Below are 20,292 nucleotides of genomic sequence, written 5' to 3'. Positions count from 1 at the left end.
TTTACTTGATCGAAGCTCATATTTTTCAACAAACCGGATCAAATTACTCCATGTACCGATTTATTCCATCTAACCATTGGAATTCAATGCTTTATAATGATACTTCTAAAAATTTATCGTCCTGGATGATTATATTTATTACTTGCATAATTATGCATACCGACATTCACTGATCAGACCCTAACTGTAGTCTAAAAGAAAGCTGAGCCTTAAGCCCTGATCCAAGGGGCTGGATCCATTGCGATTTCTTGACCCCTCTTCTGCGTCAAGCAAACATCAAAAAAGCTGAAGCCTTGATCGTATGTACGACAAGACTTCAGCTTTTTTCACTTTGGGAATTACTTTCTGTTGGCCGCTCTGGTTCAATGAACGAGTTATGATGGCAGTACGAAATTTGACAATTTATGTAGGTTTCATTGTTATATTGCACCGTGCCAAAAATAGTTTCAAATTAGATTGCTTGCTATTACTCTTTCAACCAGCCACTGGGACGATGAAGAACCATGAGAATCGCCGCGAATATCAAAAGCAAAACACCTCGGCCCACAAAGCGGGATTCAGACAAAATGAAATACAGCCCTCGGAATAGGAAGAATCCGCCAAGTAAAAAATTGAAAGTTTCATTGGCAATTCTTCTTGTTTTTTGTTTCTTCTTATATGCCTCTTCTTCTGTCATTATTCAGATCCCCTCTTTCTATGTCCTGAGAAGAATGCGGAGCTTTGTGTTAATGCTTTCCATTAAGGACAGCTTATCATAGATAGAAGTTATCCTGAGAATAGATCCATAATGTTTACAAAATTATGGATCTTATTCCTCATGCTGTGAATCTGTATAACTAACCACCATGAGGCTGAAATGGGTATGGTTCATCCGTCAAAGATCTATTGTTGCAAGGTTTTTTTCCGTGTTATGATCAAACCAGCGTAATCCTTTTGTGGAGTGATGCCAGTTTAAAAGGTTTCTTCACGAATTCAAATCAAACCAGGTGGTGATCGACAGTGAATCAAACAAAAGCAACACCCAGGATAATCCTCAAGAGCCTCATTGATGAGACGGATTTCCGGCGAATCCAGGAACTGGAGCGAATCTGTACAGACTTTGAACCCATCGCGCTGAAGCTCGAACTGGAGTATAAGCTGGCGGATGCACAGATGAAGTCAGATCCGATTGACATGGGTCCGATCCGTGAGCTGATGTATGAGATTGGCGATGAAATCATCGGATACCTAGGGATTTCAACTTTTGGAGGACAGGACTGGGAGGTCACGGGCATGGTTCATCCGGCGTGGCGCCGCAAGGGTATATTCAAGACGCTCTACCGCTTGATGTGTTCCGAGTCAGCCTGCCAGAAACCCGGAGGAGTCCTGCTGCTGTGTGACCGGCATTCGCCGGGCGGAAGAGCGTTCCTGGCAACCACGGGAGCAGTTCGTGATCACTGTGAGCATGAGATGTTTCTGCGGCCGGACTTTCCGGATTCTGCTTTTCAAACACCCATCCGTTTGAGACAGGCAGACCGCTTCGATATCCCGGAAATTCAACGGCAGAACAAAATCTATTTTGACTTTGGGTCTGACCCGATCGACTCGGACAGCGATGTGACGGATCATGGAGACATCGTCCTGATTCCTGAGGAAGAAGAACTGCGCGGAATGACCATCTACATTGCTGAACTGGATCAAATTCCGGTGGGAAAAGTCCACATTCAGAGGGGGAGTGACTTTTGGGGGATCTACGGTCTTGGGGTGCTGCCTGAGTATCGCAGCCTCGGATATGGCCGGGCGATCCTGAGTCTGGCGGTGTCCCGGATGCGATCCCTGGGTGCGCCGGCAATCATGCTGCAGGTGGATGCCGATAACGATCGTGCGCTTTCTCTGTATCAGTCCTGCGGCTTTGAATCAACTTCCACAATGGACTATTACCGGCTGTGAAGCTGCTTTGTGTGTCAAAACAAGAATTAACTCCGTGAAGAATATATTATTGAACAGGTTCTTAACTGACATTGAATCAAATGATCCTTGTCTCCGGATTTGAGGAAACTGCTTTCCCCTGGGGGCACTGATCCAACATCATACGGATGAAGAGGTGACCGAATGAAACGAGAAAAGTGGCTGGAAAAGCACAGTGAACTATTTGATGAGCGAAGGGCAACAGTGTTCGCAGACGCAAAATACCTTCCCGATGGATCCCATGGACTTTGTGTTCTGAGTGTAAAGGGCAACAATCTGACTGTACACGATGCGGATTTTAAATCACGTGTCGGTGACTTGATTCTGACGATCCCGCTGAGAGAGGTCAGTGATCTGAAAACAAGCTCGTTCCTCTTTAACTCATGCCTCAAATTTAAGTACAAGGACTTTTCCTTTGTTTTTGCTGACTTTAAGAGCAAAGACTTCGTGGAGACGGTGAAAGTCGAAGCTGGCAAATAGCCAAAACACCTAAGCAATATTACTCAGACAGGATAGCTGAATTCATGTGGTTCACATGCCACGAGTTCAGCTATTCTTTTTGGGGTGATGCGGTATGCGCAGAGAGGCCGGAAAAATATTTTTTGATACTAACAGCGGCGGTCTGATTGCTCAATCCGAAAACATGCTGGTGCGTATCAAGATTAAATTTTAGATTTTAAACAATTATATCTTAACCAATTGTTGGTTTACTTATTAGTAACTAGATGTATATTGACTTAATATTATCAAGGTGTAATCTGTAACTAGCAGCTGCAAATATAATTATGAGGTGTAAAATTTGAAATTAAAATGTAAGCTCGCGGCAACTATTGTCGCATTCAGCCTGTCTGTTCCAGTACTAGCTTCAGTCGGAGATCGATTGACACTGACAATTTACCCTGACAGCTGGGGAAAAACTTCCGGCTCAATTCAGCATGCCGATAAGGGTGATTTACGAATCAGCGGTCAAAATTACGGAACGAGCGATAACGATCTTTATTACGAGTTGCGGGAAGATTCTCTGTTAAAACCGGTTATTTTCGAGCGAAGAATGTACATCGGCAAATCCTTCGATTTCAATATTGGTCCTATTAGTACTTCAGCAGGTCATTATTTTGTTCTAAATCCTGCCGGTCCATTGGGAGGAGCATATGGATGGGGATCCATGAGTGACCCTGATTAGCATATTAAAATAAACTTAAATCGACGAATCAGGCAAAATTCTGATTCGTCGATATATTTCATTTACTATGGAGATTCTTATGACATTTATTCATTTAAAAGAGTTAAACCGGACAAGGTGGATCTACGTATTTCTAGGGCTTGAATTGCTGTTTTATACTTATATTATGTACACAGAGCCGCTTTCGGCTCATGGAATCACATTGTTTCTTCAGGTCAGTTTCCTGTTAAACATGGTGTATGGCGCAAATTTTGCCTTCCGCATGACCAGTGAGGATTATCGTGATGCAATGGCAAGTCTGGGCACCCGGATGTATCGCTATATTTTCGCTTCCTTTCTCACGATTGTCCTGGTCAATCTCATTCATTTTTTTCTTTTAACCGGAATCAGTCTTGTGATGAGGCTTTCCGGGCATATCCCGCCCTGGCTCTTCAACGAAATATTCAGCCTGCATCTGATCTATATCTTCATCAACAATATTACCTGTGCTGTGATCGGATACCTGATTGGTTATTTAATTCAACACCGGATCAAATATCTTGCTCTCCTGTTCCTGTCCTTTACGGTTTCTCCGGTGAGCAAGATTGTATTACCCTATGTCAGCTTGTTCTCATGGCTCAATCTGGGACCCTACAGTGTAAACATTGCTCAAAATCCCCTGTATGGGTTCGATACCGAAGTTACTCGGCTCTTTAAATTCTTAACGATTCTGTTATCACTGCTCCTGTTGCTCACGCTTATCATTACTGCAAGAATCAAAAGCAAGAAATTTCTGCCAGTCACTCTGCTCCTTCTGGCTTCCGTGATCTTTTCCGCATGGCAATGGTCCCAGCCGGCCTGGCTGAGACGCCCCATGGGTTCAAACGGGGATCCGTTGGCAGAGAACATTTATGATTTCAAGTATTACAGTATGGCTCCGCTGCCAAACCCTGAGCTCTACCCCATTACCTACGAAATCAATCATATGAATATAAACGTCGAGTTATCCCGTCAGGCCGCCTTTGTAGTGGATATGACATTGACTGCTGTATCCGACACCACTGCGATCAATGGTTCGCTGTATCACGGCTTCCGCATTCGCGAAGTCCTGGCCGATTCTATGTCGATTCCATTTCACCAGGATGGAGAGGTGTTCAGCATTCCGCTTTCTCTGAAAGAGAGGGAGGTTAAAAAAATTACCCTGAAATATGATGGGCTTAATTCTCCTTATTTCCCGGGAAATTACAAGGCCGCTGCGTTTCCGGCATTCTTCAACTGGCTTCCCCTGGCCAGAATTCAGCCAGCTGCTTTTATTTATGATGGCTATTCGATCAATTTCAGCGCGGCCTATAATACGAATCCCATCGATTATGAGCTGACACTGCAGACCAAATCCGGGAAAGAGATTTTTTCCAGCCTGGATCGTTCTTCCGATGGCGTATTCCGAGGGAAATCAAATATGGGGGTCAGTCTCTATTATGGCAATCTTCATCAGCTCGATGCCACTACTGCCTATGTCGCCTCGATTACTCCCACTGAGATCGACTTACTGACCTCTCAGGTTCAACAAGCAAATGAAAAATTTCAGGCGGTGGCAGCTAAATATGGATTGTCTCAGTCTGGAACAGACTATAAATTTCTACACGGTTTATGGCTCAGCACTTCTTACAATCATCTAATCGGATTCGAAGACTTTGGAACCGTCAAGGTTTCCGCACTTGTCAAAGATCAGAGCGAAGAAATGATCCTATACAGCTTGATTAATGGAAGTTTCGCGCTCAGGCGCCAGCCCATTGATGTTCAGGATGTGGTGTTTTATATGATTAGAGGATTGAATGTAACAATTGAGGATCAGGAATATGTGATGGAAACAGAAAAAGAATTAATGCCCTATTTCAAAAAATCGGTGTCTGAGCGAGAGCGCATCGTTCGCGAACTGATCAGCAGCATCCACCAAGGTATGATCAGTCTTGAGACCGTTCACCGGATCATAGGAGAAAGCTAACATGCTAAAAATTGATTCACTGACTAAGAAATATAAAGATAAAGCAGCCGTCCGGAATCTGTCCTTTCAATTCGAGAAAGGTTTGCTGGGTCTGCTGGGACCAAATGGTGCAGGAAAGACTACCTTAATGAAGTGCATCACCTCCCTGGTGGAATATGAAGGTACCATTACTTTTCAGGATCAGCCGATCTCAACGTTGAGAATCGGGTACCTACCCCAGAAATTCAATTTTTTCGGGAATCTGACCGTGAAGGAAGGGGTCCAGTATGCGGCGATCATGAAGGATGAGCATCGAAATCTGAATTGGTCCCATCTGCTGGAGCAGGTGAATTTAGAAGAAGAAAAGGATCGACTGATCAAAACCCTTTCCGGAGGGATGCTGCGTCGCCTGGGCATTGCCTTTGCACTTATTGGGAAACCGGAACTAATTATTGTCGATGAACCCACAGCGGGGCTTGACCCCCTGGAGCGAGTATCCTTTACCGGATTGATCAAGTCCATTTCAGAAAACACCCCTGTTATTGTCTCAACTCATATCGTGGAAGATATTGAGGACACCGCTGATGTCATTGCAGTGATGAACCGCGGACAAATCGCCCATAGTGGATCTGCTCTTGCCTTGAAAGAGTCCATTGTCCCTCGATTATTCCACATCCCCCGGGGCATGTCCATCGAAGCCCCCCACTGGGTCATCACTCAGGATACCGATCCCATCAGCGGATCAACCAGTCAACGCGTCCTGTTCCAAAACCGACCGAAGGAACTGAAGAACGAGTGGCGTCGAATTCATCCCACCATTCAGGATGTCTATTTTGACGCAGTCCGGAATGAGGCCGTGAATGAATCGGTTTATTAAGCAGGTACGGTTTGAGTTCAAAGAACTGCGGGGACTTTGGCTTCTTCCCATCCTGCTGTTCGCCATCATGGCTGCTCTGTCGCCCAATCAGGCGTCCCGCGAATCCAAACGATATGTTATTATGGTCTACCAGCTGATTGCCCCCCTGATCGTTTCACTGTCCGTTCTTTATGTCGCAAACAAGTTTTATGATGCTCAGACCGGAGAGCTGATCCAGACCTTTCATCCCCAGCATCATCGAACAAAGGTGGAGGTCCTGATTTTCTTTTCAGGCTTTTATCTGATCTGTTCCCTGACGGCACTGCTTGTGATTACCCGGCGGCAGTCTCTGGTTTCGTATCCGGTGTTTCTTCAAGCGCTGTTGCAGCAAATCGTATTTATCGTCATCGGAATTACCGGACTCAAATACACCAAAGATCTTGTCGCTGGTATTTTCCTGGTGATGGGGATCCTTTCGATTCACATCATTGGCAACGTTCCTTTCCTTCTCTATACCCGTCCCGTCATGCTGTATCCCAGCGGATACCTGGAATGGAACCCGCTGCTGCTGCTCATCCTCAGTATGTATCTGCTCGCCCTGACGCTCGTAAATCGATTTCTTCCCAAACGCTGGTAAGTGACGAACTTCCTGGATCGAAATACCGCTGCACCCTGCTTGAAAATCAGCCTTCGAGCGAAGTCGACGTCTCGCATGCCATCCAACACCACCTGACTTCTCCATTCGTTGAGTAATCAGGTGGTGTTTTATTCTATAAAGAAACCATGTATGGTCTGACCTGTGTATTTCGCAGTTCCTGTTCCTGTCTGATCACCTTCAGATACCCCTAGAATTTGATGGTTTTCTTTGATCCAAAAGAACTGCTTAAAATATTATCCATCCATTTTAATTCTTTATTTATTATAATTTTCGAAGAGTGAGTCAACCGGATGAATTATGATGATGAATCCCGCGTCGAACCGATAATAACGGAAATAACAGGGCGGCACCATTTTTATAATAAAACAGATTTAAAGAACTTTATGTGCCGCTTTCGTATCGAAACCTTACTTTCATTATCATTCATCCAGAAAAACAGTTATACTTCTTTCTAATTACCCATCGTAAAATGGAACGTTTTTATCAAAATGATAATTTTAAACTTATTATTAATTTCACAAATTAATTCAGTTTCTGAAATGGTTGATCAAAAGGTTTACAAAAAATCCCCGCCTTAATCCTCAAAGTTATAAACTTGAAAATTAAATCGTTTGAGTTTATTGATTTTATACAATGTATGCTCTAAAGTTCTTATTATGATAAATAACGGTATGTAGAACCGACAGAAAAAGTGAGGTAGTCTTCATGAGTCAACGATCTCTCAACAATGAACTCTTCCGTCTCAATGGGAACCCAACCCTGGGTCAGGCGTTCCCGCAGGCTCTTCAGCATGTGCTGGCCATGCTGATCGGAAATATTACTCCTCCTATTATTATTGCCAATGCCATCGGATTGCCGGAAGCAGATAAAATCCTCCTGACTCAGGCAGCCATGATCATCGGTGGCCTCACCACATTTCTTCAACTGTATCCAGTCTTTGGATTCGGAATGGGTCTGCCCAATGTCATGGGTGTTGCCTTCGCTTATGTTCCGGTGCTTCTGACCATTGGCAAGACCTGGGGAATCGAAGCGATCTTCGGAGCCCAGATCTTTGGAGGACTGGCATCGATCCTGATCGGTTTGTTTATTGGAAAAATCCGTAAGTTCTTCCCGCCCATCGTCAGCGGTACCGTCGTTCTCGCCATTGGGCTGTCACTTTACGGAACCGCCATCAACTATATTGCCGGCGGGTCAGTCCAGGCGGAAGACTTCGGACTCCCCAAATACTGGCTGGTTGCAGTCATCACCTTGATTGTGACTTTGACCTGCAACCTACGGGGCAAAGGCTATATCCGGATCTCCGGTATGCTGATCGGTATTCTCAGCGGCTATGTCGTATCTGTATTCCTTCTTGGCATTAACTTTGGCAAGATCGGTTCTGCTTCCTGGTTTGCTGTTCCCTCCATCATGAAATGGGGTCTTGAGTTCAATCCCGGGGCCATCGTCCTGATGATCCTGATGTACATCGTCCAGGCCGTTCAGACCATCGGAGACGTCTCCTCAACCACCATCGGCGGCTTCGGCCGCCAGGCGAAGGATTCTGAGCTGGGCGGAGGAATCAAGGGCCAGGGTCTCATGGGCATCATCGGTGCCATCATGGGCGGCCTGCCGACCGACCCCTACAGCCAGAATGTCGGTCTGATTGTGACAACGAAAGTCGTTGCCAAGAAAGTCTTCACCGTCGTGGCTGCCGTCATCCTGATCGCCGGCTTTATTCCCAAATTCGGAGCCGTCATGACGACCATTCCTTACCCGGTTCTTGGCGGAGCAACCATTACCGTCTTTGCTGCCATTACCATGTCCGGTATTCAGCTGATCACCGAACAGCCCATGACCTACCGCAACAAAATGATTGTCGGCATCGCGCTGGCCGTCGGCATGGGACTGTACATGCAGCCAAAATCCCTTCAGTTCTTCCCCCAGCTGGTCCGTGACATCATGGGCGGCTCACCCATCGTGGTCTGCTTCCTGGTGGCCTTTACTCTGAATATCCTGTTCCCGGCAGGAGCAGAAGACCGCGAACCGGAAGAAGATCTGGTTCCCATTCCGGAGGCCTTTGCCATTGATGATGAGGCTATGGAGACCAGAGAAGAAACGGTTTAACGCCGGAAATCTGATGAAAACGAAAAGTGCACCCGCTCAGGGTGCACTTTTCGTTTTATATGTCAGATTCTGTAAAATGAATCCGGTTCTGCAACAAACAAAAATTGGCGGCCATCCAGCCGCCAATTCGATTCACTGGAGCTGGTGAAGGGAATCGAACCCCCAACCTGCGGTTTACGATACCGCTGCTCTACCATTGAGCCACACCAGCCTGTTCGCTTTTTATCGCGTTACAAATTATAGTCTATCATTTTTAAGGCAGATTGCAAAGAGGTAATTCATTTTTTTTGATTTTCTCCGGTTCCAGCGAAATCATTCACGGACTCTCTGGACAATTTGCCCGAAGAGATTCGAAAGCCCTCCTTCGCATCGCTGAAGGAGGGCTTTCGATTACTCTGCTTCTGATGTACCGACCGCTTCGGAGGGTTTCGAGTCGAGGGCAACGTGGTAGGTATTTCCCTGGGTCGATTCCATGGTCTGGATCAGGCGCAGTTTCAGGAGTTCGGGATTCTTTTCCATCATGCGGGCCGTGTTCGCCAGGTTTCTCAGGGTTGCCGCTTCCCCGCGGGCCCGTTCCAGGGCTGCCTGCCCTTCCTTGCGGGCCTTCACGACATCGGCATAGACTTTCTTCAAATCGGCCGGGAGCATCAGATCCTTGATTTCAACAGTCAGTACCTTAAGCCCCGGCATGAAGTCGGGCTTCAAGGCCAGGCTGATGGCCTGGGCAATTGAATTGCGGTTGTCCAGCGCTTCGTCCAGCTCCATCGTGGCCATAGTATCCCGAAGAGCAATTTGAAGATGGTGGTAGAGATGGTCATAGTAATCTTCATAGCCCGCCATCAGGATCCTGGGATCCACGATCTGATACGTGGCCGATAAACTCACCTTGATCCCGACCTTGTCCCGGCACAGCACATCCTGTCCGCTGATCTGGATCAGAATCGATCTCATATCGAAAGACTCGATACGGGTGTTATAGGAAAAATACGAGTATCTGCCCGGTTCAAGCAGTTCCGGCGGTTGGCCGTTCACGTATTTAAGTCCGCGCTGGTAATCGAAAATGATTGTGGTCCGGCGATATCTGAGCCAGAGCAGTCCGATCACAAGGGCGGCGAGCAGAAGAAACACAATTGCAACGATCTGCCAGAAAATTTCGCTCATAACCTGGTACTCCTTTTTTAACTGTAATTATAAACCCACCCTCAGCAGAGCCGGGCAATGGAGGTTCTCCCTGCAGGATTGCCGGGGTCTGAATGCTGAAGGCGGGTTTACGCTGGGTTTCGAACCCATGGCCTATAAAAGGACCCTTGCCCTATGCAGACAGCGCAAACACGCGACATCGCCAGCTGACAGCAGGCGACGGCTGCACTCTGTCTGCCATTATTGTATCAGAATCATCGGACGGATTCACGCCAGGATTTGAAGTGGATGAATGACACCGATTCTTTTAGCATTGACCTTTTTCGGTGATACTTTTTTCGGTGATACCCTTTTCGGCGGTATCCTTTTCGGCGACGATGTTAAAAAAACCTTATCTTCCTCTTCATTTCTGTGTGATATCATCAGATAAACCGATTCCTCAAAAACGCTGGCCTGCTGAAAGCAGCAGGCTGCGGCACTTGAATCGACAGAAAGAAGGTGAAGTCATTGAATGAATGGAGGGATCAACTTAAGCGCTGGGTCGTACTGCCCCTGGTCGGCTTTCTGGTCTTTTTTATGCTGATCGCAATCAATCAGAGCCTGCAGCTGATCAACTGGGGCTGGGCGATCCACCCCTGGCTGGGGGGTGGACTGACGATCCTGATCATTGCCCTGTTCCTGGGTCTTCTGGTATACCCCCTGCTCTCGATACTGCGCTTCAGGGTCCAGCCTGAGCTGCCAAAGGATCGAACCTCCCCGGAGTACCTCCGGTACGTGGAAGATCTTCATAAGCTGATGCAGAACAATAAGCGGATCATCGCCTCTGGTCTGGCGCTGCCCGGGGACAATAAGGAAAGGGAGCTCCTGAATGCCTATGAACTGCTGGATCAGGAATCAGACCGCCTCATTAAGAAGGAAGCCACCGATGTTTTTCTCACGACTGCCATTTCTCAGAATGGTTCGCTGGACGGATTGTTTGTGCTCGTATCCCTGGTGAAGCTGCTCTGGAAAATCGTGCACATGTATGAAGCCAGGCCTTCGCTGAAACGGATCCTGACTCTGTACGGCAATGTTGCGGCCACTGTTCTGATTTCCCGCAGCCTGGAGGACGCCGATCTGATTGAGGATCAGATTGAACCCATCGTCTCCTCCCTGATCGGAGGCAGTGTAATGACCCTGATTCCCGGAGCAGTGCCCCTCACCACTCTGGTGGTCTCCTCCGTCACGGAGGGATCCATCAACGCCCTCCTGACCTTGCGCTGCGGCTGCATCGCTCAGCGCTATCTGTCAGCCCTCACTGAGCCCGACCGGGGAAGCCTGCGGCGCAGTGCCAGCCTGGAGGCCACAGCCAAGCTGGGTGAGATCATGAAAGAGAACACGCTGTTCATCGTCCGGTCCTTTGCGGCCGCCACAAAAAATGCCGCCGCCAATGTCACGGTGAACCGGTTCCGCCGCAAACCGGCCGCTCCGGACATCACCGCTCCCTGAGAAGATTCTCGCCATGCTCCAAAGCGATAATCCAAACAGCTCGGCAGGCCCTGCGATTTGCAGGGCCTGCCGAGCTGTTGAGTGAATGGGCTGATCCAAATTCTGTTCAAATTGAAATCTGGAATTTCGATCTGCCTACTTGGTGATGGCTTCCTTGATCCGGCCGCTGCGGTAAGCATCGAGCAGCTGACACAGATCATTGATCTGACCTTTGAGCTCAGCTCCGATATCGGTATCGGCAATGAGCTGGCGCAGTCTTGTTTTTTCGACAATCGTTATGGTGGACAGAATGTCCTTTTCTTCGGAAATGGCCACCTGGGTGCTCTCAAAGGGTTCGTGCATGGCCAGATGCATCCCCTGGGAATTGTAGATCAGGGTGTAGCCGGCGATGCCGGTTTCCTTCTGATAGGCTTTGGCAAACCCGCCGTCAATGACAAACACTTTACCGTTGGCCTTGACCGGACTCTCACCCTTCTTCACCTTGACCGGCACATGGCCGTTGATGATATGGGCTGTTTCATACTTTAGGCCAAAGTCTTCAAAAATGTGACGCAGAACATCTTCCTGTTCTCTCAGGTCGAAGTAGGGATTCTTTTCTTCCACATGAGTCGTTTTGTCATCGACAAAGTACCGCTCGAAGGTCGTCATCCGTTTCTTGCCGAAGAGCGGGGATTTTTCGCCGCACCACAGGTACCACATGATGTTGCGGCCCAGTTCGCGGTCCTCTTCCTTGCGCGAGAAATACGCCATGCGGGCCATCTGCTCAAATTTCTCAAAGGCAGCCTGACCGCGGTAGGATGTTCCCTCAATGTTCAGCGCCATGAACGTGCCGTCTTCATTGAGCGGCATGCAGCCATGGAACAGCAGATTGCCGTTGAAGGTCAGGAACATGGATCCCTTGGAAAACAGGAACCGAACATGCTCATCCAGCCGGTTGGAGTTGACGAAAGACTGGGTGATCTTCTTCATCGCCCACTCTTCCTCTTCCGTCAGCCGGTAGGGATCCGATGGATCCACCGTGGGGAAATCCGTATCATTCAAGGGATACTCTCCACCGGCCAGACGGACGGTGCCCTGTTCAAAGTCAATCTTGTCCAGCAGCAGCCGTTCCTCCATATGGAAGTCCGGATTGGCCAGAATCAGCTGCCCCTCCACCTTGAATTGGATGATGGAAATGGCTTTATGCATCTTCGCAATGAGCTCAATCTCCTTGGGACTCTTTTCCGCAATGGAATCTCCCCGGGGCATGAACTTTGCCAGATTCTGACCGTCATACACATCCATGGCCAGCTGAGCCAGCGGCATCAGATTGATGCCGTAGGAATCTTCCAGGACATCGAGATTGTCGTATCTGGCCTGAATGCGCACCACATTGGCGACGCAGCTCTCGGAGCCTGCCGCCGCGCCCATCCAGAGGATGTCGTGATTGCCCCAGGTGATATCCAGGGTATGGTAATCCATCATGGAATCCATGACCAGATCGGCACCGGATCCGCGGTCATAGATATCGCCCATGATATGGAGGCGGTCTACCGACAGCCGCTGAATCAGTTCAGAGATGGCCACAATAAAGGCCTTGGCACGATCCAGATCGATGATGGAATCGATGATGCCGTTATAGTACTCCGCCTTGTTCAGCCGGTTTTCATTTTCATGGATCAGCTCTTCCAGGATATAGGCAAAATCCTTGGGGAGAGCTTTACGTACCTTGGACCGGGTATATTTGGTCGATACCAGCTTGCAGACCTGAAGCAGGCGGAACAGAGTGATCCGGTACCAGTCCTTGGACATGGGGCCGTCTTTCTCAATTTCCTCGAGCTTTTCATCCGGATAGTAGATCAGCGTGGCCAGTGTTTTCTTCTCATGCGCCATCAGCGTATTCCCGAAGATATCGTCAATCTTGGTGCGGATAACGCCGGAGGCATTGCGCATGACGTGATTGAAGGATTCCCACTCGCCATGGATATCCGAAATAAAATGCTCGGTGCCCTTGGGCAGGTTCAGAATCGCCGACAGGTTGATGACTTCCGTGGACGCCGTGGCGATATTGGGGAACTGGCGGGACAGCAGCTTCAGATAATCTAAATCCCTGGTTTTCGTAATTTCATAAAGGTTCATTTGCTCTGACATCGGGAGCCTCCTCTGTATCCAACTTGGATTCTTACTCCTATTGTACTCTGTAAACCATTTTACGGGTATCATTTGGCCAAAACAAAACCGCCGGAATCGGCGGTTAAAACAGCTCTTTTATTTCCATTTCCAAGGCAGCAGCAATTTTTTCGAGAGTTTTCAACGAAGGATTCGTCCGTCCCACCTCGATATCCGACAAGTACGTATTGGAAATTCCGGCCCGTTCGGCCAGCTTGCGCTGCGAGATGTTTTTGTGTTGACGGATCGATTTGATATTGGCTCCGATTTCAAACAAGCAATCACCTTCTATTTCGCTTATAGCGTAATTTTCTGTATTAATTTCAATTATATCGAAATTCATCGTGAGAAAAAAGTCAAAATTACGCTCATTACGGAATTCTGCTATAATATATCCAATACGTTTTTTACGGAATATCAGGAAAGGAGAACGGCAGTACCCCGGGAAGCAAAAAACCGTCGGTGGAATGATTCCTGCCCGAAATGGATGAAAGTCGGACGAAAACTGAAAGAACTGAAACAACTGAAGAAGATGAAGCTGAAGGACATCGCCCAGTCCACTGGACTGTCCGTCTCCTATATCTCCGATATTCTGAACGAGAAGACCAATCCCTCCGTGGATACTCTGATGAAGCTGACGGAATCGTTTGGGGTTTCCCCGGCACTGGTAATGGAACCGGAGTCTCCGGACTACCTCACCGGCGTGGAAGCCGAACTGCACGATCTGCTTCTGGATGTTGCCTTGTGGCCACCGGCAGACCAGGAAGACCTTCTGGAATTCATCCGGGCGAAAAAGCAGCTTCTTCGCCTTCACGCCAAACAGCACATCAAGTAAATCAGACATCGGCAAATTAGATCACGACCCTTTTTTAATCGCCCATGAATCAAGGGAAAAGCTGCCTTCGGACCAGAGCCGAAAGCAGCTTTTCCCATTTCCACCGGTTGGCCCCGCCGGCTTCCACCTTTTCCTGAACCCGCTGATACGGTATAGTAGAATCATATGAACCAGACCGCTGCGTCTACAGGAGGAGCCATGTCCATGAAAGTTCGAGAGATCCATGAGGAAGAAGTCCCCGTCATTCGGGTAGACCGTACCTTTTCCATTCCCCCCGCCGCCCTGTGGGATTGGCTGACACAGTCTGACCTGACTTCCCAATGGATCGGTCCCTGGCAATATGTTGATGAAAACGAAATTGAAATCATCTGGAACCGGGAAAAGGGTTCCCCGGCGGAACCGGCCCGAATCCTGGAGGTCAACGAAGGCTGCGGCTACACCCTGCAGCTGAATGGAATGCCCGAGCCCTGGCTCATTCTGGTCAGCATATCCGAACCGAGCGCTGGTTCCTCCCAGCTGACCATGATTCAGCCCATGGAATCAGAGGAAAAGTACACGCTGATTCAAGCCGGCTGGGAATACTATGCCGACTGTCTGAAAGCAGCGGTGGAAGGTCAGCCCTATCCCGACTTTTCCACCTATTGGAACACCAGTGACCCCGAGATTCAATAAGCCGAAAACCGGAGGATCCGAGCCATTGCTCGATCCTCCGGTTTTCCTAGGAGAAGAATTATTGTCATGTTCAGTTCAAGGGAGACTTGCCGTTCGAATGCGCAGCGACGGTTGAACGGTTATGGCCGGTTCTGACCGACTGCTGGCGGCCTTCGCCGCTTTTAGTCTTTCAGGCTTTCCATGTAGAGCTGGTTAGTCAGATGATTCATCTTGCAGGGACCTGTCTCATAGGCTTTGAGTTTGCTTTCGTCCCCTTCGATCAGATCCTGAATGTACTGGATGTTGGTGAGGAGATCCGTTCGAGTCATCATCTCGCCATGACCCGGAATGATCGCCTCAAAGTCATAGGTGAGGTATTGCTTTAAAGAAGCCAGGTGCTCCTCCAGAAGGAACGGGTTGACGTAGCTTGGAATTGGTTTTTCGCAGTTATCGCCGGCGATCAGAATCCGATCCTTCTCATCATAGATGGTGATCGAATCAACGGAATGACCGGGCGAGTGGAACAGTTCCAGCCCCTCGCCCGACAGGTGAAGTCGGGAGTCAAATGTGATGTCGGGGAGTTTGATGTCCACTTCACCCATGGCGTATTTTTCCAGCTCCTGAAAGCCCGGACTGTCCGGGAATTCCACCTGATCCGAGAAATTGTCGTGGGCGATGACATGAGCGTTTCGGAACAGGGAATTGCCCCAGATATGATCCCAGTCACTGTGGGTGTTAATGACTGCCCAGACCGAATTGGGGTCCCGCTCCAGCGTGACCATGGTCTCTGCCATGATCTGCTCTCCCAGGAAGGTATCGATGACGATGCTGCCTTCCCGGCCTTTGATTACATATATATTGGTTGTACAGCCAAATTCGGTATCCACCAGATCCTGATAAGTTACCATTGTACCTCGCGAACCGACATTTTTTACATCCATCGTTACACCTTCTGCTTGTCTTTGGTTTTTTAGATTCAGCTTATTATATCAGTTTTCCCAATAGTTTTCTCATTTCAGTGGCTTCGATGGTTTGGTGGTCTTAGCGGCATGCTGGACGTTCGAAGGATCGGCTCATCTCTGGACGATCCTTCCGAAATATCTGATATCAACGAAAAATCAGCCGGGAGGCTCTATCTGCGAGGGCTTCCCGGCTTTTGTCTTTTGTATTTGGTTTCTTCCACTCGCCCCAGGGACCAACCGGCAGACGTGGGGGTGGAAATCCTGCGGGGCTGACCCTGATTGGCTGAGGGGCAGGAAATCAGGAATCAGGTCCTCTGGAAACCGGCAGCGAGGAACTCCCGGTGTACTTCTTCAAAAAAGGCATCCTCAGCGATGAGTGCCTGGGCGGTCTGACTCAGCCCCCGAATGATCCGTTCCATGGACTGATTGGCATAGGGGGTTAAAGTCGCATCGCGAAATTCCGGAGTATGGGTATTGCAGGTGCCTGATTCATCAATGGCGAAGAAGGGATTGATCGTGGGCACCGCGTGGGACACATCGCCCATGTCCATGGATCCCGGATTGGACGGATCCGATACCATGACAATGCCCTGATCAGCCATGATTTGGTTGAAGCGGGCGGACATCGTCTGGTTGGTCACCAGATCCTGATAGGGTTCCTCAAACTGTTCCATGGACAGGACGGCTCCGGTGGCCAGGGCTGCCCCCTGGGCCGCCTGGCGGACTCTGGCCGAGACTCCCTCCAGCTCATTCTGAGTTCTGGCTCTGACGTAGAACTCCGCCTCACAATGATCCGGAATGATGTTGGCCGCTTCCCCGCCCTTGGTGATGATCCCGTGAATTCGAACGGTTTCATGGAGCTGCTGGCGCAGCAGGGCAATGGAATTGAACAGAAGGATGATGCTGTCCAGGGCATTGATCCCTTCTTCGGGATGAGAGGCCGCATGGGCCGGCTTTCCCCGGTAAACAAACCGGATGGATTCCATGGCCATGGTCGTTCCGCTCTGGTACCAGGCCCGGTCGGGATGAGTACACAGCGCTGCGTCGACCTGCTGAAATGCTCCGGCCCGGGTCAGAGTGACTTTTGAACCGACGGTCTCCTCGGCCGGCGTGCCGAATACCTGGATCCGTCCCTGCTCGATGAGCCGGGAGGCGGCAATGCCTGAACCGGTGGTTGCTGCTCCCAGGATATTGTGGCCGCAGCCATGGCCAAGTCCCGGCAGGGCATCGTACTCGGAAAGGAAGGCTACGGTTCGCCCCGGCCGGCCTGTGTCGAAGGTGGCACAAAATGCCGTAGCCAGGCCCTTAAACGGCTGTTCCACCGTAAAGGCATATTTTTCAAGAAGCTCGATGTGAGCCCGGGAGGATTCCACTTCTTCCAGCCCCAGCTCCGGATGGTCATACACAAAGCGGGAGAGCCGGATCAGATCCGGCATCAGATCCGGCAGCACTTGCCGGGTCAGATGGTCATCCAGAGTCCGGCTCATCAGATCCGCTCCTCCAGATATTTTTTCAGGAACAGCTGCATTTCCTCGGAATCCGGGGAAGTAAAGATCTTCTCCGGGGGACCTTCCTCGCGCAGCATGCCATCCTTGAGGAATATGATGCGGTCTGAGATGTCTTTGGCAAACCGCATTTCGTGGGTCACGATGATTAAGGTAATGCCGGTCTGGGCCAGATCGCGGATGACCGCCAGCACTTCGTCCACCATCTGCGGATCCAGAGCACTGGTGGGCTCATCCAGCAGGATGACTTCCGGATCCATGGCCAGAGCCCGGGCAATGGCTACCCGCTGCATCTGTCCGCCGGAGAGCCGTTTCACCGACTGGTGCTCAAATTCGGCCATGCCGACTTTTTTGAGCATTTCCCGGGATTTGGCCGTCGCTTCCTCGCGGGTACGCCCGAGGACCTTGATCTGTCCGATGTTGAGATTTTCCAGGACATTCAGGTTGCCGAAGAGATTAAACCGCTGAAAGATCATGCCGACCTTCTGCCGGTAATGCTCCAGGGAAAAGGACCGGTCCTTGATGTTGGTTCCGTTGAACAGGATTTCTCCTTCCTCGTAGTCCTCCAGCAGATTGATGCAGCGCAGCAGGGTGCTCTTGCCGCCGCCGGATGGACCGATGAAGGTGAGGATCTCACCCTTTTGCACCGTCAGATCGACGCCTTTGATAATCTCCCGGCCGTCAAAATATTTATGGATGTTTTTCAGTTCAATCTGGTTCATTATTTCACTTCTCCTATGGGCACCGTCTGGCTTTGCAATGCCTGAACCGGCATATCGAGCCTCTTCTCAATCAGCATCAGAACCCGGGTGACCAGGAAGGTCAGGGCAAAGTAGATGATGGCGATGATCATCATGGATTCCGTAAACTTATAGGTTGTGCCGGCGACGGACATCCCCTGGAAGAACAGCTCCGTCAGTCCGATGACGTTCAGAACAGAGGTATCCTTGATATTGACGACAAACTCATTGCCGATGGAGGGGAACGCATTCTTGATGGCCTGGGGCAGTATGATCAGGCGGAAGGCCTGGCTCTCCGACATACCGATGGTCAGAGCGGCTTCCCGCTGCCCCGAATCCACCGACTGGATGCCGGACCGGATGATCTCCGCCATGTAGGCAGCGGTGTTGAATGAAACGATGATAACGGCCGCAACGGTTGGAGTCCACTGCAGGATCCTGTAAAAATAGTTGTAGAGGAACACACCCTGAACCATCATGGGCGTTCCCCGGACGAATTCAATGTAGGCAGCGCTGAAAAAGCGCAGCAGCCGCTTGATCAGTCTGATCACCAGCGGGTCCTTGTCTGTGATGCGGATCAGCCGCATCCCAGACAGGACAAATCCCAATACCAGTCCAAAAATGGTGCCGGTGAGGGCAACCAGGAGGGTCGTCTGGATGCCCTGCAGATACAGGCTCTGGTATTGGGTAAACAACTTTTGGATTGTTTGTCCCATTTATATTCTCCTTATGGCTGATTCTTGACGGCAGTTTCCATCAGGGCGTCGCGCTTGTCATTGGTAAAGGAAGCCAGGTACTCATTGATCTGAGTCTTGAGTTCTTCATTGCCCTTGGCCAGAGCGATGGAACAGGCAGTCGGGATTCCCGGGAGCGGCTGGAAGCCGTTTTCGGGTGTAAACTCCACCATGGCCAGATCCGGATTGGCTAATGTGACAGAGATACCGACCGGCTTGTCCAGAACTGTGCCGTCGGCAACGCCGCTGGCAATGGCGTGGATGATAAGCGGAACGGTTCCCAGGGGAGTCTCATGCTTAACTTCTGGAATCTGCGGGATCACCCGGTCATAATTGGTGCCCTTCTGTCCGACAATCTTGGCGCCGGAGAAATCAGCCAGAGCCGTGGCGCTTTCATAGGGGCTGCCTTTCTTGACCAGCATGACGAACCGGGAATCATAGTAGGGATCGGTGAAATCAACGGATTCCAGACGCTCCGGGGTTTCGCTCATGCCGGCGATGATGAGATCAATCGCTCCGTTCTGAAGCGCCGGGATTAATCCTTCCCAGGCAATCTGCTTGATGACGAGATCCCGTCCCAGTACTGCGGCCAGTTCCTTGGCCACTTCCACATCAAAGCCTCCGGCATAGCCGGCCGTTCCGTCAATCTTGACGGCGCCATTGGCATCCGTCGGCTGATTCCAGTTATACGGGGCATAATTGGCTTCCATGCCGACAACCAGGGGGGCTTTCTGGGCCGTGGTCGTTGCCGGGGCGGAAGTTGTCTGGCCCTGAGTACCGGAAGCGGTGGTGGTCTGTGCCTGAGTCGTGGAAGGTGCGGCGGTGGTGGAAGGTGCCGGTGTGGCACAGCCGGTGATCAGCATCAGGCCGGTCATCAAAAGTGCTGAGATTTTCTTTGTCATGTTCATCGTCTCCTTGGACTGTATTTATTAAAAAAAAATAAGAGACCGTGCCAGACGATCTCGTTGTTACGTAAATCAAATCTAGCGCCCTTTCATTCGAAAGGAGTGTTGCAGGTCTTTCCTGCAACCCCACATAAGACCAGTGCCCTGTCTCTTATGTTCGGCGATGGTTACCTTTCCCTGGATTCATTGCCTGCCGGCTCCCCCAGATACTAATTTGCACCGCTACCTCTAAACTTCATCTTATTTTTTTTTCAAGTTTAACACAGCCAGTCGGAATGTCAACTGTTAATTCATCAATACTGCATATTTATTCATCCATTTTCTTTGCCTGAGTGCCTCAGACAGGGACTTTTTTTCTTCATTTCTAAATCTGTTTCGTTTTCAAAAAGCAATTGTAAAATATTATCTGGCATTTTCCTTAAAAAACCGAAAAATCGGTCTTTTTCTATTTTTTGCATTTTCCCTGCGGGCACA

Annotated in this window: 20 protein-coding genes, 1 tRNA gene and 1 riboswitch; of the genes, 10 read left to right on the top strand and 11 right to left on the bottom strand. The window is 49.6% G+C overall.

Going from position 1 to position 20,292, the window contains the following annotated elements:
* Positions 1-466: 466 nt before the first annotated feature.
* A complete protein-coding gene (locus NQU17_12900; protein UUM11529.1) occupies positions 467-676 on the bottom strand; it encodes a hypothetical protein in 210 nt (69 codons plus the stop codon).
* Between the two features lie 323 nt (positions 677-999).
* Between NQU17_12900 and NQU17_12895 the strand changes: the two genes are divergently transcribed.
* The 7 genes from NQU17_12895 to NQU17_12865 all read left to right on the top strand — a co-directional run bounded on the left by NQU17_12895 (position 1,000) and on the right by NQU17_12865 (position 8,710).
* Complete coding sequence (locus NQU17_12895) at positions 1,000-1,929, top strand: GNAT family N-acetyltransferase (protein ID UUM11528.1); 930 nt, start codon at positions 1,000-1,002, stop codon at positions 1,927-1,929.
* A 162-nt stretch (positions 1,930-2,091) separates the two neighbouring features.
* Entirely contained in the window at positions 2,092-2,427 is a 336-nt protein-coding gene (locus tag NQU17_12890; GenBank protein UUM11527.1) for a hypothetical protein, read from the top strand.
* A 400-nt stretch (positions 2,428-2,827) separates the two neighbouring features.
* On the top strand, positions 2,828-3,130 hold the full coding sequence (locus NQU17_12885) for a hypothetical protein (GenBank protein UUM11526.1): 303 nt from the start codon (positions 2,828-2,830) through the stop codon (positions 3,128-3,130).
* 874 nt (positions 3,131-4,004) lie between these two features.
* A complete protein-coding gene (locus tag NQU17_12880; GenBank protein ID UUM11525.1) occupies positions 4,005-5,114 on the top strand; it encodes a hypothetical protein in 1,110 nt (369 codons plus the stop codon).
* A 1-nt stretch (position 5,115) separates the two neighbouring features.
* The gene (locus tag NQU17_12875; protein ID UUM11524.1) at positions 5,116-5,970 is read left to right on the top strand and encodes an ATP-binding cassette domain-containing protein; all 855 of its coding nucleotides are present in this window, start codon (positions 5,116-5,118) and stop codon (positions 5,968-5,970) included.
* Complete coding sequence (locus tag NQU17_12870; protein UUM11523.1) at positions 5,954-6,586, top strand: hypothetical protein; 633 nt, start codon at positions 5,954-5,956, stop codon at positions 6,584-6,586. Before NQU17_12875 ends, NQU17_12870 begins: the two co-directional genes overlap by 17 nt.
* Positions 6,587-7,312: 726 nt before the next feature.
* Positions 7,313-8,710 carry a purine/pyrimidine permease gene (locus NQU17_12865; protein ID UUM11522.1) on the top strand — a complete coding sequence of 466 codons (1,398 nt, stop codon included), beginning with the start codon at positions 7,313-7,315 and terminating at the stop codon, positions 8,708-8,710.
* A gap of 136 nt (positions 8,711-8,846) precedes the next feature.
* On the opposite strand, the gene NQU17_12860 is transcribed toward NQU17_12865, so the two are convergent.
* Both NQU17_12860 and NQU17_12855 read right to left on the bottom strand, forming a co-directional pair.
* Positions 8,847-8,921 (bottom strand) — tRNA-Thr (locus tag NQU17_12860).
* A 179-nt stretch (positions 8,922-9,100) separates the two neighbouring features.
* Positions 9,101-9,871, bottom strand: coding sequence for a slipin family protein (locus tag NQU17_12855; GenBank protein ID UUM11521.1), 771 nt, complete (start codon positions 9,869-9,871; stop codon positions 9,101-9,103).
* Between the two features lie 486 nt (positions 9,872-10,357).
* On the opposite strand from NQU17_12855, the gene NQU17_12850 reads away from it, so the two are divergent.
* Positions 10,358-11,338, top strand: a complete 981-nt coding sequence (locus NQU17_12850; GenBank protein ID UUM11520.1) for a DUF697 domain-containing protein — start codon at positions 10,358-10,360, stop codon at positions 11,336-11,338.
* Between the two features lie 135 nt (positions 11,339-11,473).
* On the opposite strand, the gene NQU17_12845 is transcribed toward NQU17_12850, so the two are convergent.
* The gene (locus tag NQU17_12845) at positions 11,474-13,468 is read right to left on the bottom strand and encodes a fructose-1,6-bisphosphatase (GenBank protein UUM11519.1); all 1,995 of its coding nucleotides are present in this window, start codon (positions 13,466-13,468) and stop codon (positions 11,474-11,476) included.
* Between the two features lie 103 nt (positions 13,469-13,571).
* Positions 13,572-13,829, bottom strand: coding sequence for a helix-turn-helix domain-containing protein (locus NQU17_12840; GenBank protein ID UUM11518.1), 258 nt, complete (start codon positions 13,827-13,829; stop codon positions 13,572-13,574).
* Between the two features lie 144 nt (positions 13,830-13,973).
* Between NQU17_12840 and NQU17_12835 the strand changes: the two genes are divergently transcribed.
* On the top strand, positions 13,974-14,321 hold the full coding sequence (locus tag NQU17_12835) for a helix-turn-helix transcriptional regulator (GenBank protein UUM11517.1): 348 nt from the start codon (positions 13,974-13,976) through the stop codon (positions 14,319-14,321).
* A 204-nt stretch (positions 14,322-14,525) separates the two neighbouring features.
* Entirely contained in the window at positions 14,526-14,993 is a 468-nt protein-coding gene (locus tag NQU17_12830; GenBank protein UUM11516.1) for a hypothetical protein, read from the top strand.
* Positions 14,994-15,154: 161 nt separating this feature from the next.
* Here the strand turns inward: NQU17_12830 and NQU17_12825 are convergent, their stop codons facing one another.
* The 6 genes from NQU17_12825 to NQU17_12800 all read right to left on the bottom strand — a co-directional run bounded on the left by NQU17_12825 (position 15,155) and on the right by NQU17_12800 (position 20,276).
* Positions 15,155-15,913 (bottom strand): MBL fold metallo-hydrolase, encoded by a 759-nt coding sequence (locus NQU17_12825; protein ID UUM11515.1) that lies wholly within the window; start codon positions 15,911-15,913, stop codon positions 15,155-15,157.
* 326 nt (positions 15,914-16,239) lie between these two features.
* Positions 16,240-17,421 carry a M20 family metallopeptidase gene (locus NQU17_12820; GenBank protein ID UUM11514.1) on the bottom strand — a complete coding sequence of 394 codons (1,182 nt, stop codon included), beginning with the start codon at positions 17,419-17,421 and terminating at the stop codon, positions 16,240-16,242.
* Positions 17,421-18,164, bottom strand: a complete 744-nt coding sequence (locus tag NQU17_12815) for an amino acid ABC transporter ATP-binding protein (protein ID UUM13517.1) — start codon at positions 18,162-18,164, stop codon at positions 17,421-17,423. Before NQU17_12815 ends, NQU17_12820 begins: the two co-directional genes overlap by 1 nt.
* A complete protein-coding gene (locus tag NQU17_12810; protein ID UUM11513.1) occupies positions 18,161-18,895 on the bottom strand; it encodes an amino acid ABC transporter permease in 735 nt (244 codons plus the stop codon). The genes NQU17_12815 and NQU17_12810 overlap by 4 nt, the downstream gene beginning before the upstream one ends.
* Positions 18,896-18,906: 11 nt before the next feature.
* Complete coding sequence (locus NQU17_12805) at positions 18,907-19,815, bottom strand: transporter substrate-binding domain-containing protein (GenBank protein ID UUM11512.1); 909 nt, start codon at positions 19,813-19,815, stop codon at positions 18,907-18,909.
* Between the two features lie 74 nt (positions 19,816-19,889).
* Positions 19,890-20,057, bottom strand: a riboswitch (Lysine riboswitch).
* A 72-nt stretch (positions 20,058-20,129) separates the two neighbouring features.
* Positions 20,130-20,276, bottom strand: coding sequence for a hypothetical protein (locus NQU17_12800; protein ID UUM11511.1), 147 nt, complete (start codon positions 20,274-20,276; stop codon positions 20,130-20,132).
* Positions 20,277-20,292 lie beyond the last annotated feature (16 nt).

Source organism: Clostridiaceae bacterium HFYG-1003 (genome assembly GCA_024579835.1).
Lineage (GTDB): Bacteria > Bacillota > Clostridia > Clostridiales > Clostridiaceae > JG1575.
Note: the sequence above shows the minus strand (reverse complement) of the source record. Positions and strands in the feature narration are given on the sequence as shown.